Origin of the sequence: Treponema lecithinolyticum ATCC 700332 (assembly GCA_000468055.1) — a bacterium.
Classification (GTDB): Bacteria; Spirochaetota; Spirochaetia; order Treponematales; family Treponemataceae; genus Treponema_C; species Treponema_C lecithinolyticum.
This window is the reverse complement of sequence record KI260571.1, coordinates 1-14,436: the sequence shown is the minus strand read 5'-3', so window position 1 is coordinate 14,436 and position 14,436 is coordinate 1. Positions and strand designations below refer to the sequence as shown.

General features: G+C 47.6%; 12 protein-coding genes. 3 read left to right on the top strand and 9 right to left on the bottom strand.

The annotated features are described in order from the left end of the window. Window positions 1-69: 69 nt before the first annotated feature. Both rpsJ and tuf read right to left on the bottom strand, forming a co-directional pair. Window positions 70-378, bottom strand: coding sequence for a 30S ribosomal protein S10 (gene rpsJ, locus HMPREF9193_RS10165; RefSeq protein WP_021688055.1), 309 nt, complete (start codon window positions 376-378; stop codon window positions 70-72). A gap of 69 nt (window positions 379-447) precedes the next feature. Continuing rightward, on the bottom strand, window positions 448-1,635 hold the full coding sequence (gene tuf, locus HMPREF9193_RS10160) for an elongation factor Tu (RefSeq protein ID WP_021688054.1): 1,188 nt from the start codon (window positions 1,633-1,635) through the stop codon (window positions 448-450). 576 nt (window positions 1,636-2,211) lie between these two features. Between tuf and HMPREF9193_RS10150 the strand changes: the two genes are divergently transcribed. Beyond that, window positions 2,212-3,735, top strand: coding sequence for a phosphoglucomutase/phosphomannomutase alpha/beta/alpha domain II (locus HMPREF9193_RS10150; RefSeq protein ID WP_021688052.1), 1,524 nt, complete (start codon window positions 2,212-2,214; stop codon window positions 3,733-3,735). Window positions 3,736-3,906: 171 nt separating this feature from the next. On the opposite strand, the gene HMPREF9193_RS10145 is transcribed toward HMPREF9193_RS10150, so the two are convergent. From HMPREF9193_RS10145 to rsxC, 7 genes are all read right to left on the bottom strand, one after another. Beyond that, window positions 3,907-4,593: a hypothetical protein gene (locus tag HMPREF9193_RS10145; RefSeq protein ID WP_021688051.1), complete on the bottom strand. Its 687-nt coding sequence runs from the start codon at window positions 4,591-4,593 to the stop codon at window positions 3,907-3,909. Window positions 4,594-4,807: 214 nt separating this feature from the next. Next, a complete protein-coding gene (locus tag HMPREF9193_RS10140; protein ID WP_021688050.1) occupies window positions 4,808-5,101 on the bottom strand; it encodes a (Fe-S)-binding protein in 294 nt (97 codons plus the stop codon). Between the two features lie 10 nt (window positions 5,102-5,111). Further along, complete coding sequence (locus HMPREF9193_RS10135) at window positions 5,112-5,696, bottom strand: electron transport complex protein RnfA (protein WP_021688049.1); 585 nt, start codon at window positions 5,694-5,696, stop codon at window positions 5,112-5,114. After that, on the bottom strand, window positions 5,693-6,316 hold the full coding sequence (gene rsxE, locus HMPREF9193_RS10130; protein ID WP_021688048.1) for an electron transport complex subunit RsxE: 624 nt from the start codon (window positions 6,314-6,316) through the stop codon (window positions 5,693-5,695). The genes HMPREF9193_RS10135 and rsxE overlap by 4 nt, the downstream gene beginning before the upstream one ends. 15 nt (window positions 6,317-6,331) lie before the next feature. Further along, window positions 6,332-7,456, bottom strand: coding sequence for an FMN-binding protein (locus HMPREF9193_RS10125; protein WP_021688047.1), 1,125 nt, complete (start codon window positions 7,454-7,456; stop codon window positions 6,332-6,334). Then, a complete protein-coding gene (locus HMPREF9193_RS10120) occupies window positions 7,453-8,439 on the bottom strand; it encodes an RnfABCDGE type electron transport complex subunit D (protein WP_021688046.1) in 987 nt (328 codons plus the stop codon). Before HMPREF9193_RS10120 ends, HMPREF9193_RS10125 begins: the two co-directional genes overlap by 4 nt. Further along, window positions 8,439-9,797 (bottom strand): electron transport complex subunit RsxC, encoded by a 1,359-nt coding sequence (gene rsxC, locus HMPREF9193_RS10115; RefSeq protein WP_021688045.1) that lies wholly within the window; start codon window positions 9,795-9,797, stop codon window positions 8,439-8,441. The genes HMPREF9193_RS10120 and rsxC overlap by 1 nt, the downstream gene beginning before the upstream one ends. 109 nt (window positions 9,798-9,906) lie before the next feature. Here rsxC and HMPREF9193_RS10955 point away from each other — a divergent pair, with 109 nt between their 5' ends. Both HMPREF9193_RS10955 and HMPREF9193_RS10110 read left to right on the top strand, forming a co-directional pair. Beyond that, on the top strand, window positions 9,907-10,971 hold the full coding sequence (locus HMPREF9193_RS10955; RefSeq protein WP_021688044.1) for a hypothetical protein: 1,065 nt from the start codon (window positions 9,907-9,909) through the stop codon (window positions 10,969-10,971). Continuing rightward, a complete protein-coding gene (locus HMPREF9193_RS10110) occupies window positions 10,964-14,074 on the top strand; it encodes a FlgD immunoglobulin-like domain containing protein (protein WP_021688043.1) in 3,111 nt (1,036 codons plus the stop codon). The genes HMPREF9193_RS10955 and HMPREF9193_RS10110 overlap by 8 nt, the downstream gene beginning before the upstream one ends. The last annotated feature ends 362 nt before the right edge of the window (window positions 14,075-14,436 follow it).

Genomic DNA, 14,436 nt, shown 5'->3' with positions numbered 1-14,436 from the left:
CCGATATCTCCTTAAAATACACGCAGCCGCCATCCCCTGATCCGGGGGACCGTACCGCAGCCTCGCACACTATTGTTTTATTTCGACGTCTACGCCCGCAGGCAATTCAAGCTTCATCAGCGAATCCATAACATCGGCAGACGGCTCGATAATATCTATAAGACGCTTATGTGTGCGCATTTCAAATTGCTCGCGCGATTTTTTATTAACGTGCGGCGAGCGCAGTACCGTTGTTTTTTGAATCTTTGTCGGCAGCGGAACGGGCCCGGAAACTTTAGCGCCCGCCTTTTGCACAGTTTGAACAATGGACTTCGCACTTTGATCAATCAATTCCACGTCAAAAGCACGCAGCCTGACACGGATTTTTTCAGTAGCCATTTTCCCTCCGAGAGAAACAAAGGGCGGCTTTCAGCTTAAACGGAAAGCCGCCGCCCATTTCGGCCGTTATTAACTAAGAACCTCTGTTACCTGACCGGAAGCAATGGTGTGTCCGCCTTCGCGGATAGCCAGCTTAAGACCCTTATCCATGGCGATCGGGTGAATAAGCTCTCCAATAATCTTTGTATTGTCGCCGGGCTTTACCATATCAACACCCTGCGGCAACGTAACGGTACCGGTAATATCGGTAGTTCTAAAATAGAACTGAGGACGATAACCAGAGAAGAACGGGCTATGACGTCCGCCTTCTTCTTTGGAAAGCACGTAAATTTGAGCTTCAAATTTGGTATGCGGGTTAATTGTACCCGGTTTTGCCAAAACCTGACCGCGCTCAACGGCTTTTTTGTCGATACCGCGAAGCAAAAGACCTACGTTATCGCCTGCCATACCTTGGTCGAGCAATTTATTGAACATTTCAATACCGGTAATAACCGTTTTTTGCGTAGGTTTAATACCGACGATTTCAACTTCTTCGTTCATATTGACTATACCGCGTTCGATACGACCCGTAACAACGGTACCGCGTCCGGAAATCGTAAACACGTCTTCAATCGGCATAAGGAAGGGAAGCTGCTCATCGCGCACAGGATCTTCAAAGTAAGTATCCATTGTATCCAAAAGCTCTTGGATAGGAGCCGTATCTTCGGCGGACGCACTGTCCTGCAAAGCTTTAAATGCGGAACCCTTTATAATGGGCGTGTCGCGCGGAAATCCGTACGATTCAAGCACATCGCGCACTTCTTCTTCAACCAATTCCATAAGATCCGGATCGTCAAGAAGGTCGACTTTGTTCAAAAAGACGATAATCTTGGGAACACCTACCTGACGGGCAAGCAGAATATGCTCGCGCGTCTGAGGCATAACCGAATCGGGCGCCGAAACGACCAAAACAGCTCCGTCCATCTGAGCGGCACCGGTAATCATGTTTTTAACATAGTCGGCGTGCCCGGGGCAGTCGATATGAGCATAGTGACGCTTGTCGGACTGATACTCCAAGTGACGCGTATTGATCGTAATACCGCGGGCTTTTTCTTCCGGAGCATTATCAATTTCGTCGTACTTAAGCTGCTTGTCGCCGAATTTCTTGGCGCAATACGATGTAATAGCCGCAGATAAGGTGGTTTTACCGTGGTCGACGTGACCAATAGTACCTACATTCATGTGCGGTTTTGTTCTTTCGAACTTTTCCTTTGCCATTTGATCCTCCTTACCAGATTAAAGGCATGAAAAATAATAAAAATACATGATTTGAGTACAAAGTGATATAATTGAGAATGGCCGAAAACTAAACTGTTTTTATATAGGCAGTTATCTATTCAACTACCCCGGCCGGACTCCACCTATCACCACCAAATCTGCATTTGATGACCGGTTTGGCATCCCGGGCCCGAAAGGCGCATATACACGCCTTAAGCCAAGCACTCTTGATGCCGTTACAGACATTGCCGACGGCATATGTCCTTACACCAAGGGTTGTGATAACCTGATACGGATTATTCCGATCTTTACGGTTTCACCGGTTTTGCATTTTGCAAACCGCTTGACTTTTAAAGAACCCTTGTTTCGCTTTTGCGAACACCCGCTGCAGACGAAAAACACTTTCGGCAAGCTTTTATACAAAAGCTGCCAAACCGCTTTTCTTTTGCGTGCGGAGTTATACTTATACACTATAAATAAATTTTATGCAAGAGCTTTTGCTTTAAATTTTTACTTTTTTATGCAATTTTTAAGCAATTCATAGACGCTTTTTAATTTGTATGCCATAATCAGCGTATGACCGACAATGAATTTGCTTGTGCTGCTTTTCATGCATACGATATCCGTATTAACGCCGATGAGCTTACCGATGAATTTGCCCGCCGCTTGTACCGCTCTCAAGGCTGGTATTTTAAAAATATACTGCAAACTTCAAAGCTGGTGCTGTGCCGCGACACAAGAAAAAGCGGTGCGCATTTACTGCAAATGGCAATCGATTGTTTTACCGAAATGGGTTTTTGCGTCGAAGCGAACGTACTTCCCGTTTCCACTTGCCAGTTTTATTTTAGCTGCATTAAGCGTCCCGAATCCTGCGGTATTATGTTTACCGCTTCGCACAATCCGGCACAGTACGCCGGTCAAAAAATAGTCGGACCGCGATGTATGCCTATCGCGGCGGGCATTGGACCGGAAGGCGGATTAACCGCAATAAAAAAAGCTTTTTTTGAAAACCTGTCTCCGACACCCGAGAGTAAAACCGGAAAACAAGGCAGCGTTTCCCTTTTTAACGATACCGACGAGTACATCAAAAGCTGTATGACGCGGGCGGGTATTGGTAAAAATTCATTAAGCGGTATACGCGTGTGCGCCGATTTTTTATGCGGAAGCGCCGGAAACGAAATTATGCGCGCTCTAAATGAAGCGGGGGTGTCGCTTACTGTGCGAAACATTGTGCCCGACGGAGATTTTCCCGCAGGCTCTCCGAATCCCATTATAAAGGAAAACATTCAAAAAACAATCGACTTTATGCTGCGCACGGCGGACCGTTTTGATTTTGCATTGTTTTTTGACGGCGACGGCGACCGCATAGACATACGCACGGGCGACACGGAAGAAATATCTCCGTCTTTAGTTATGCTTTTTATAGCCAAAGCTTTGGGTGCGGATGCACAGGAGACAAACAAACGTATTGGTATAGATTCAAAAGCTGCTCCCTACATTGCATGGGAATTAAAAAAAGCAGGATTTGAAAGCGTTCTTGTTCCAAACGGGCACTCTCTTATAAAGAATTTATTTTTATCCGCAAACTTGTGCGCAGCCGTCGAAGAATCGGCACATTATTACATCAAATCGGCTCCGCTTGATTTACAAGATACGCCCGACCTACTCTCAGCAGCACACCCTCTTTATGCACCTACAGAAAGCACACTTTTTATTTGCCTTATGTTTTTTAAAGAATGGAAAAAAAACAAAGAAAGGTTTTTACAGCTTTTAGAACTGCAGCGCAAAACTCATCGCGTGCGCGAATGGTCGCATTCTTACACATCCGACTCCGATCGCGCGCAAACGCTTACGGGAACCGAAGCTTTTTTTTGTTCTCAAGGATACATCCTTACCAATACGCTGTACGACGGTTCTCCGCTGGGCGCATCGCTGCTTGAAAAAAAATGGGGAGACGGACAGTGGTGCCGCATAGCCCAGCGCTCAAGCGAAAGCGAACAAGGCTTGGCGCGCTGGATGGCTTTTTCATCCGACGAAGCCGAACTAAAAGCCGCCGTAGAAAACATCGAAAAAATTGCCTGCAAACGGGCTGCCGTGTAGCAGGACTGTCTAAAAATCAATTATACGTTTGCAGTTGAATTGTGTACAATCAGTTCCGTTTCGAGGTATAGATTTTGTATGGGAATATCGTTGCCCAAAATACGGTTTACGAGCATTTCGCAGCTTAAAAAGCCCCCGAACCGGAATTCCCTCTGATTCAGGGGGCAAGCATTATTTGCTGTGCTTGAGTGTGCCGCTAATGCCTAACACGTTGTTTTTAAAAGTAAACTTTAACGTACCCTCGTAATGGTAAGCAGCTTCGGGGCTGTAAGTGTCGCTTACAAGCTGCACCTTACTCCAGTCCAAATCAGACATTTTTGTCGCATCTCCGTCGGCTTTTAAGTATTCGGGCTTTACCGTAAAAACGTTCATATTATTGTCGCCGACATTACGCGCAATTTTTGCTCCGGTTAAAACGTTAAAGTTGCCTTTTTTATCCGTAGTCAATTCATACGCAGTGCCGCGATGTACAAAGCAAACGGTTATGACACCGGCGTTTTCGCTTACGGTAAGATTATCGAATTGCGCAACGTCGAAATTTGAAACGGGATACAAAAGCAAACCGCGTAAACCTGCGGGAATTGCGGCTTTTTTGTCGGCAGCAGGTTCGGCATAACGAACTTCGTTAAACGCTTTGGTAGAACCTTTTACGCTTGCACCCGATGCCGTATCGAATTTGTCTTTTACGGCAGCCTGTTTTCCGACCGTCCAGTTAAAATAATTAGCCGTATAGTCCTCTTTTGCAACATTCATTTTGTAGTCGATGCGGACATCCATTGCCGAATCCGCGGCGGCAAACGAAAGAGGCAGCGCTAAAAACAGCGTCGACAACACTAAATAAGCTGAAAGTTTTTTCATATACTTTCTCCTGATAAAAAAAATAGAGTATGTACTTCGGTTGATTTTCGGCGCGAACCAAAACTATTGAAATACGTAATAAATATACATAAATTTTTATAGAACGTAAAGTGAAAAAACCGTCCCGAGTCGGAAGCTTCCCTACTCGGGACGGTCTGTTTAATTTTCGCGCACAGATGAAGTGTTCGGCACCGCAAGTATGCGGTGCGGCACCTTATTTTTTTGCAGGGACTGGCACGCCCATAATTTCGCCGACTGCTTGTGCAACAGGCGCGCGACCGACAACACAGCCGGTTACGGGAGCTTCTCCTGCTGCAACGCCTGCTGCAAAGCCGTCGCAGCCCGGATACCCGCATGCACCGCAGTTTACGCCGGGAAGCACTGCGCGTATTTTTGCAATACGCTCGTCAACGTGTACGTAAAACACTTTTTCAAAAATGCCGAGTAAAAGACCCAAAATCAGTGCCAGCGTGAACGAAACGGCAAGGGTATACAGTATAATCGTCATGGTATCCGCCTTATTTTATAAGTCCGGCAAAGCCGCCGAACGCTAGGGATAAAAGTCCTGCCGTAACGAAGAGTACGGGAGTTCCCTTCATAAATGCCGGAATGTCCGAGGTTTTCATGCGCTCGCGAACACCTGCCATCATAACCAGGGCGAGAAAAAAGCCTGCAGCCGAACCTGCCGCATACACGAGGGATTGCAAAAAGCCGTAGCTTTTGGAAATCGTGTTTAAGGTAACGGCGAGGATGGCGCAGTTTGTCGTAATGAGCGCGAGATACACGCCCATTGAACTGTACAAAGCCGGCGCCGATTTTTTAAGGTAGAATTCGACCAGCTGCACGAGCGCGGCGATAACGAGAATAAAGATAAGGGTTTGCAAAAAGCCCAAGCCGAGCGGATTGAGCAAATACGTGTACAGCGGGTAGGTAACCGCCGTCGCCAAAATCATAACGAAGGAAGTTGCCCCTCCCATACCGATCGCTTTTCCCGTATCAGCGGTCATACCGATAAAGGGGCAGAGCGCCAAAAACTGAATGAATACGACGTTATCGATGAGCATCGATTTTAAAAAGATTTTTCCCAGTTCCAAGTCCGTCATTTTGCCCCTCCTTTTGCTTTTTTCCGCTGCTCCGCGGCTTTGCGGATAGCTTGCGTTACGGCGATAAACATGGCGAATACGAAAAATCCGCCGGGCGCCGCTTTAAAAAAGCCGATTGTATATGCTTCCGGAATAACGCGCAAACCGAAAAAGGTTCCCGCTCCGAAAAATTCACGTACAATCGAAATTCCGCTTAAAACCCACAAATAGCCCAAGCCCATGCCTAAAGCATCCAAAGCGGCTTCTCCGACGCCCTGCTTTGAAGCAAAAGCTTCAACGCGTCCCATGATAATGCAGTTTACGACGATGAGCGGAATAAATACGCCCATCGATTCGGACAGTGCGGGAAAATACGCTTGCATAATCAAATCGACAATCGTAACGAAGGTTGCGATAACGATAATAAAAATCGGAATGCGTATGGAATCGGGAATCAGTTTTCTGAATAAGCTGATGATGATTTCGCTCATAACCAAAACAAAGGTCATCGCCGTCCCCATGCCCAATCCGTTGAATACGTTGACCGTAACGGCAAGCGACGAGCATAGTCCGATGGTTAAAACCAAAAGGGGGTTTTCCCGAACAATGCCGTTGGTAAATGTTTTTATGTGTGTGTTCATAATCGTTCCTTAATCCTATTCTTCCATTTCAAGCCCGTTGAGCGCATATTCGCCGGAACCGGCAGGAGCAGCTTTTCCGCCCTGCGCGGTTGCTTGAGAAGCGGCTTCAACGGCGCTTACTTTTACAATGTCGGCTACAGACGCCGAAGTTATCGTCGCTCCGCTAAGCGCGTCCAGCCCGTCTTTTACGAGCAGATTCGCATCGGTGTTTTTTCCGGCAAACTGATTGTAAAAGTCTTCTTCCAAAGCTCTCTGGCCGATATTCGGCGTATCGTTCAAAGCGGTAATGCGTACTCCGATAATGCGTCGTTCCATGTCAACCGCGGTAAGAACGCTCGCGGTACCGTGGTAGCTTGCACCGGTTGCGGCGGCCATAACGCCGATTGTTTTACCGTCCAAAGAAACCGTCCACATATTATCGATACGGATTTTATTTACCGTTTTTGATTGCATGCCCGGAATTTCGGTGTAAGAAGGCACGCTTGAGCCTTCTTTTGCAGGAAAAAGTTCGGCAAAGGCCGATTCAAAGTCAAACACGGCTGCCGCTTTCGGTGCCGCAGGAGCTGCGCCCGAGCCGGCTTTTCCGCCGTGGTTTGCGGCCAAATAATTGCCGGCAACCCACACGGCGTAGTTTACGATGTTCGTAACGCCCTTGGTTGTAATGGAAGCGCCGCTTAAACCGTCAAAGTTTTTGCCGGCTTCCAGCGTGTTTTCGGCATTTAAGCCGGTAAACTGATTTAAAAATTCCGGTTCGTTTGCCCGTTGGCCGAAGCCGGGTGTGTCGGTTAACGACAAAAATTGAATGCCTGTTATCGTGCGGTTTAAATCCAAGCCGATAAGCATAGTCGCCTTGTCGTAGGTTGCGCCCGCGGCTTCTACAACCGCGCCGAGTACTTTTCCGCCTTTTTCGGCTGTGTACAGCGCGTTAATCGCGATCGGATTTGCAGCATCGCGTTCAAAGTCCTGCACGGGAACAAAGGCGTCCGCTTGTGCAAAAACGATTTTCATTCCCGCACCGGCTTTTTCCTGCTTTACCCGTTCAATGGCGGGCGCCGTTACATTGTATACCAATGCCAAAGAAACGCAGGCGACCGTCGCGTAAGCGGCAAGGATAAAGCCCAATTTCAGTATTTTTTTCATTTTGCGCCCCCGTTTGCTTTTTCGGTTTTTTTGCGCTCAAAAAGTGCGGGATGCCCGTATTTTCTGCCGATTATTTTGTTTAAAAACGGAGTTATCGCATTCGTAATGAGGATACTGAACATAACGCCTTCAGGGTAGCCGCCGAACTTTCGGATTAAAAAGGTAATTAAGCCGCACAACGCGCCGAAAACAAAACGTCCGTACGGCGTTACCGGTGCGGTCGAATAATCGGTTGCCATAAACACTGCGCCGAACAACAAACCGCCGGTAAGCACCGACGCAACAATGTCGCCGCCGGCAATAAAAGAGGGAACGGCTGCAAAAACAATCATGCTTAAGGGTGCGCGCCAATCGATGATTTTAATAACGAGCAAAAAGGCTGCGGCAAGTAAAATAAGGGCAGCCGACGTTTCGCCTATGCAACCGGCTCTGTTTCCCGTAAAGTATTGCAAATAATCGGCGGCAGAAAACGATGCGCTCCCTTCTTTTATTTGCGACAAAACGGTTGCCGCACTTACCGCATCGGTTGCAGGGTCTATCCAACGCGCTCCCATGGCGGCAGGAAAACTGACAAACAAAAACGCGCGTCCTGCCAACGCAGGGTTAAATACGTTCGAGCCTATGCCGCCGAAAAACTCTTTTGCGATAACAATTGCAAACAATGCGCCCAAAACGGTCATCCATACGGGAATTGCCGGCGGCAAAGCGAGCGCCAAAAGCAAGCCCGTTACAACGGCGGAAAGGTCGTTTATTCTTACGGGACGTTTAAACAGTTTTTGTATAAGCAATTCAAAAACGACGCAGGATACCGTAGAAACCGCTACGGTTACCAATGCGGGAACACCGAACAAAATAATGCCGTACACTGTAATCGGAAGCAAAGCTGCAATGACGAGCAGCATAGTGCTTTGTGTTGTACGCTCCGCAGTACAATGCGGGCTCGGCGTCATGTAAAGGTTGTTTGTATCAAAAGCTGCAGACATTATTTGCCTCCTCGTGCAGCGGCCAATCTTGCCTGTTTTTGTCTTTCGGCGCGCAGTTTTTGTTTTCCTGTGCGGAATTTTTCCACAAGCCGCACTTTTGCAGGGCATATCCACGCGCATGCGCCGCATTCTATACAATCGTCAAGTCCGAAACGCACTGCAGCTTTTAAATCGTTGCCTTTTACGGATTTTACCATCATAACCGGGTACAAACCGCACGGGCACACTTGTATACAGCGCCCGCAGTTTATACATGGACTTTCCGGTGTGTTCGACGTTTCTTTGTCAGTAAGGAACAGTACGCCGTTTGTATTTTTTTGTACGGGAAAGTCGGCATTCGGCATGGAAAAACCCATCATAGGACCGCCGACCACTATCTTTTTAGTCATACCGTCTTTTAATTCTATTTCGTGCGGCACAAGGTCGCTTACCAAAGTACCGATCGGAACGGTAAGGTTTTTCGGCTGAACGCATGCGCCGCCGGATACGGTCAATGAGCGTTCGATAAGCGGTTTACCTTCGCGGAATGCTTCGGATACGGCGGCAACCGTCCCAACATTGACAACACAGCATCCCACATCGCAGGGAAGTCCGCCTGAAGGAATTTCACGGTTTAAAAGTGCTTTTATAACGGCTTTTTCGCCGCCTTGCGGATATTTTGTTTTACACAAACCGATTGTTATGTTTGAAGCGTAACCGCTTTTTTGAATTGCTGTTTTAAGAGCAGGGATAAACGCTTTTTTATTGTCTTCAAGCGCGATTATACTTTTTTGTGCACCGATTATGTGCATAACGGCGCTCAGCCCGTCGATGATTTTATCCGCTGAAGAAGCTATAGTTTGCGCGTCTACCGTAAGGTAGGGTTCGCATTCGCATGCGTTAACCAACGCGTATTCTACCGGTTTGTCTTGCGGCGGATTTAATTTTACGTGAGTGGGAAAGGCCGCGCCGCCCATACCGACTATACCAGCTTGCCGTATTCTGTCCAAAGCTTGGTCTTTTGAACAGGTAAAGGGGTCCAAAGGCGGCATAAAATCGGTTTTGTCCGAACCGTCGGCGGCGATAATAACGCACATGGCGTTTGTGTTTCCGCTGACAAGGCGGCTTTCGATTTTTTCTACCGTACCGCACACGGAAGCATGAACGGGAACTGCCATAACCGAATCGGCTTCGGCGATTTTTTGCCCGCGCACTACTTTGTCTCCGACAGCTACGGTTACTTGATTCGGTGCGCCTCCCTGTGTTACGGGAATGCACACCGTTTTTGTAAAAGGAAATGCGCGGACAAGCGGAGAATTTTCCGACATTTCTTTGTGGTCGCCCGGATGAATTCCGTGCTTAAACGTATGTGTTTTCATGGCATATATTGTAGTATCTATTGTGTATTCGGTCAATGTAAAACAGCAGGGATTGGAAAAAAAAGACAAATAGGATACACTGGTACGCACAGCAGGAGGCTGTTATTTTATGAAAAAAATCGAAGCAGGGAAAAGATTCTCGGCGGCGGCTGCGCTGCTGCTTTTGACCGCGGCGGCGTTTGCATACAACCCCCCGCCAGCAGGAGAATTGTTGTATCATTTTACTTCTCCGTTTATGTTATCGGGAGAAGTTTCGGCGGCGGGCGGACCTTTGTTCCACGTTCATCCCGAACATACGGCGGTTAATCCGGCACTCAGCGCGGTAGAACAGCGCATTGTTGCCGACGTTTCCTATACCGCCCTTATCGCACCGAATCAAAACAAAACATACGGACAAGCGTTTAATATCGGAACTCTTATTCCAAGCCGCTACGGCGTATTTACCGCAGTTGCGCAAGGCGTATTTGTTCCATTTAACGATATGCTGCTTAAAAATACGTTTACCGTACGCGGTGCATATTCAAAAGATATAACCGATTGGCTGTACGTAGGAGCAGGCTTATACGGCGGCTTCGGCTCGGATTGGGCTTTGGGCGCCGACATCGGCTGTGTATACCTTCCCGGCACTGTAAAATGGCTTCCCTTTTTAAGCAATGTACGCTTCGGCTTTGCGCTTACCGGTTTGGGAAAAACATACAAACCGGCAACAATCGGCATAGACGGCTTAAGCGAAAAAATTACATCCTACCCTTCCATAGTTACGCCGCGTGCAGGAGTAGCCGGTACATTGTTCAGCGTTAATAAATTTTCAGGCGGACTTTCTTTGGATGTATCGCTTCCCACTTTTCAAAACCTTGTGCTGGATGCGGGCTTTCAGTGCCTGTTTGCCGATATCGTACGTCTTTCGACCGGCTGGCAAATCAATTTGCGCGAAGCTATAGCACAAAAAGCTTCGTGGTACCCGTCGATATCGCTCAGCGTTAAATTCGGTTTTACCAGCGCGGATGAATCTATTTTAAGCAAAAAAGGCTGGCAGCAAAGTGAAATAATAGCGGCAAGCGCTTACCGGCCTATGAGAGCAAATATGCATGCGTTTTCCACAGGGGCAGCTATGTATTTGGGATTAAAAGATACGGCAGCTCCGGAGATAACTTTGTGGGGGAACAATGAATAAGTTTAAAAAAATCGTTTTATGCGGCGGTGTTTTTGCATTATATACATCGCTTTCGGCAGTGCTTTTTGCCCAAACGGATAAAACGGCGTATATTTCGCCGAACAACGACGGCGTACAGGATGAATTGGTTGTTCCGATGACAATCCGCGATAAACGCTACATCAACGAATGGTCGTTTGTCGTTACCGATAAAGACGGAAATACCGTGCGAACAATCGGAAATAAAGAAATCAGACCGGAACGTTTAACGGCTAAAAGTTTTTTTAAACAATTAGTGTCGCCCAAACAAGGAGTATTGGTACCCGAATCGGTTATGTGGAACGGTGTTTTGGATTCCGGTGAAATTGCAAGCGACGGCACTTATTTTTATTATGTAACGGCATCTGACGATAACGGAAACGTAAGCAAAACCGAACCTTATGCGGTAGTAGTGGATAACAGCGCTCCGGTAATAGAAGTTACCCAACCTGTAGAATCGGCAAAAACATTCGGAGCGGGAAACAAAAGCGAAATTACGATTAGCCAAAAAGGCTCTTCGGAAGATTTGTGGACAGCTCAAATACTGGACCATACGGGAAAAGCGGTGCGCACGTTTACGTGGAAAAACTCATCGCCGGGCACATGTGCATGGGACGGAAAGGACGACAGCGGCGCTGCCGTTACCGAAGGCGTGTATACTTACCGTATATCGAGTACCGACCGTGCGGGAAACTCTTCCGGAGATGCTCAAGTAACGAATATTATTTACGATGCGCTACCACGCTCTGTTAATATGCTGGTAAAAGGAAGTCCTTTTTCGCCCAACGGCGATAAAGTGCAGGATACGGTAAGTATTTTACCGACCATACCGAATGCTACCGGCTTACTGAATTGGTCTATCCGCATAAGCGATGAAACGGGAAATACCGTGCGCACAATTGAAGGGCGCACTGTACCGCCGGCTCTTATCGAATACGACGGCAAAAACGATGCGGGCATTGTGCTGCGCGACGGCGACTACCGGATGCTGTTCAGCGCTTCGTTTAACAACGGTCAAGAATCCTCGATAACGCGCAATATAACCGTAGACAATACGCCGCCGACGGCAACCGTCCGCTTGGATACAACTATATTCAGTCCTGACGGCGACGGTAGGCTGGACACGGTTACCGTTTCGCAAGAGGGTTCCAAAGAAAAAACATGGTCTGCAAGCATTATCGGCGAAGCCGGTAAAACGGTTAAAACGTGGACATTCGGCGAAACGCCCGCTTCAAAAGTAACGTGGGACGGCGCAGATGAAGCCGGACGCATTACGGACGGCATTTATAAATACGTACTGCTCAGCACCGACCTTGCCGGAAACACGGGCCGCATCGAAAGCGCACCCTTTGAATTGAACACGGGCACAACGGAAGTGCTTTTAACTGTCAGCCCCGAAGCGTTCAGCCCCAACGGCGATAAAGTGCAAGATACCGTTAACTTTATGCCGCGCGTTAAAACCGCAGCAGGTATTGCTTCTTATGAACTTAAAATATTCGATGCATCGGGTAAAACGGTTAAAACCTTTGCGGAAAAACGGAATTTGCCGTCTTCCATAAGCTGGAACGGACTTTCCGACGAAGGCGTGCGCTGTGCCGACGGCATGTATACGGCGTCGCTTCACACGTTGTCTAAAAACGGCAGCGAAGCTACGGTAACGGTAAAACCCTTTGGCTTAGACACGGTATACCCCGAAGTCAGTTTAAAAGTGCCGTATACCCTGTTTAGTCCGAACGGCGACGGCAACAAAGACAGTATCGACGTGTCGGCAAAAACGAGTAAAGAAAAACTGTGGACTGCCGTTATCACCGATAAAAACAAAGCTTCTGTACGATCGTTCAGCTGGGAAGGAAACGTCAAATCCTTTAACTGGGACGGTAAAGACGAAACCGGAAACGTTGTTGCCGACGGTTCGTATACGCTCACCATGGCGAGCACGGACGAAGCCGGCAATACGGGAAAAGCCGTAATACAAAACATTAAAGTCGACAACCGCAGCGCAAAAGTGTTTGTAACCGCAGAGCGCGAAGCGTTCAGCCCCAACGGCGACGGTTATGCCGATACGCAGCAGTTCAGTATCCGCACAACTATCGGCGAAGGTATTGCGAAGTGGTCGTTTACGATTAAACGTGCCGATTCGACAGATACCGTATACGCGTGGAGCCAAAAAGACAAAGCCGATTTACCCTCTTCCATACAGTGGGACGGTAAAACGGCAAACGGGCGCACGGCAGAAGGAAAAATGGTTGCGGTTTTGGATATTACATACGAAAAAGGCGACAGCGTCAGCGCATCTACGGCAGCATTTTTATGTTCCGTAACGCCTCCGCAGCTTACCGTGCGTACGGCACCCGAATACTTTAGCCCGGATAACGACGGTGTAGACGACGATTTGTTTATAAGCTTAAAAGGAACAAGCGTTGTGCCGTTTAAAAACTGGTCGTTTGAAATAAAAGACCCGAACAACGGTAAAAGCTTTTGGAAAACAAACGGCAAATCGACCATTACCGAGCGTATTATTTGGGACGGAAGAGGAAATAACGGAGAACTGGTGCAATCCGCAGTAGACTATCCGTACACCTTTACCGTAACCGATATTTTGGGAATGACTTCTTCGGTAGAAGGTTTTATTTCGGTGGACGTACTTGTTATCAGAATAGGCGATGTGCTTAAAATGCAAGTACCTTCAATTATATTCCGCAGCGATAACGCGGACTTTAAGGGTAAAAACGAAGATCCCCAGCGCGGTCTTGATCAGTCGGTTATAGACAATAACTACCGCGTGCTCAAGCGTATCGTCGAAATATTAAATAAATTCCGCGATTACAATGTAACGATTGAAGGACATGCAAACAATATAAGCGGAACCGAAGAAGAAGAAACATCGCGTGCAAACGGAAACATTCCGCTGGTTCCCCTGTCGCAAGAAAGGGCGCAAACCGTTAAGTCGATACTGGCATCTTATGGTATAAGCGCGTCCAGATTGACGACGGTCGGACGGGGCGGACGTATGCCGGTTGCCGCACATTCGGATAAAGACAATTGGTGGAAAAACCGCCGCGTTGAATTTATTTTGAATAAGTAAACTTAACTAACGCGCGGTTAAAGCCATGCGTTTTAAGATGCTGAGCGTTGTACAACCCCGTGCAACGCTCAATTTTTTTGCTTAGGCTTCGGTGCTGTCGGCAAAAGCGATTTGTTTTGCTTCTTTACGAAGTTCACAACCGAACAAGCGGTTCGGTTGTGAAACGATGTCCGATTGCCAAACATTTACGGATTAAGTTCCGCAAGGCCTTTAAACTTTGCTCTTTTTTCGGCTTCTGTGGCGCCGGGAACAGCCATTTTATTAAGCGCTTCAGCTGTGGTGAACTGATTATAAGCCGCTTTCGGCACTTTTATGCTGTCTACGCCGAGGGCATCGCAGTCCTTGAATGTGTCTTCAAACCA

What these genes read in the sequence shown, in the direction of transcription:
- rpsJ (WP_021688055.1), bottom strand. Translation starts at nt 378, where the DNA reads ATGGCTACTGAAAAAATCCGTGTCAGGCTGCGTGCTTTTGACGTGGAA.
- tuf (WP_021688054.1), bottom strand. Translation starts at nt 1,635, where the DNA reads ATGGCAAAGGAAAAGTTCGAAAGAACAAAACCGCACATGAATGTAGGT.
- HMPREF9193_RS10150 (WP_021688052.1), top strand. Translation starts at nt 2,212, where the DNA reads ATGACCGACAATGAATTTGCTTGTGCTGCTTTTCATGCATACGATATC.
- HMPREF9193_RS10145 (WP_021688051.1), bottom strand. Translation starts at nt 4,593, where the DNA reads ATGAAAAAACTTTCAGCTTATTTAGTGTTGTCGACGCTGTTTTTAGCG.
- HMPREF9193_RS10140 (WP_021688050.1), bottom strand. Translation starts at nt 5,101, where the DNA reads ATGACGATTATACTGTATACCCTTGCCGTTTCGTTCACGCTGGCACTG.
- HMPREF9193_RS10135 (WP_021688049.1), bottom strand. Translation starts at nt 5,696, where the DNA reads ATGACGGACTTGGAACTGGGAAAAATCTTTTTAAAATCGATGCTCATC.
- rsxE (WP_021688048.1), bottom strand. Translation starts at nt 6,316, where the DNA reads ATGAACACACACATAAAAACATTTACCAACGGCATTGTTCGGGAAAAC.
- HMPREF9193_RS10125 (WP_021688047.1), bottom strand. Translation starts at nt 7,456, where the DNA reads ATGAAAAAAATACTGAAATTGGGCTTTATCCTTGCCGCTTACGCGACG.
- HMPREF9193_RS10120 (WP_021688046.1), bottom strand. Translation starts at nt 8,439, where the DNA reads ATGTCTGCAGCTTTTGATACAAACAACCTTTACATGACGCCGAGCCCG.
- rsxC (WP_021688045.1), bottom strand. Translation starts at nt 9,797, where the DNA reads ATGAAAACACATACGTTTAAGCACGGAATTCATCCGGGCGACCACAAA.
- HMPREF9193_RS10955 (WP_021688044.1), top strand. Translation starts at nt 9,907, where the DNA reads ATGAAAAAAATCGAAGCAGGGAAAAGATTCTCGGCGGCGGCTGCGCTG.
- HMPREF9193_RS10110 (WP_021688043.1), top strand. Translation starts at nt 10,964, where the DNA reads ATGAATAAGTTTAAAAAAATCGTTTTATGCGGCGGTGTTTTTGCATTA.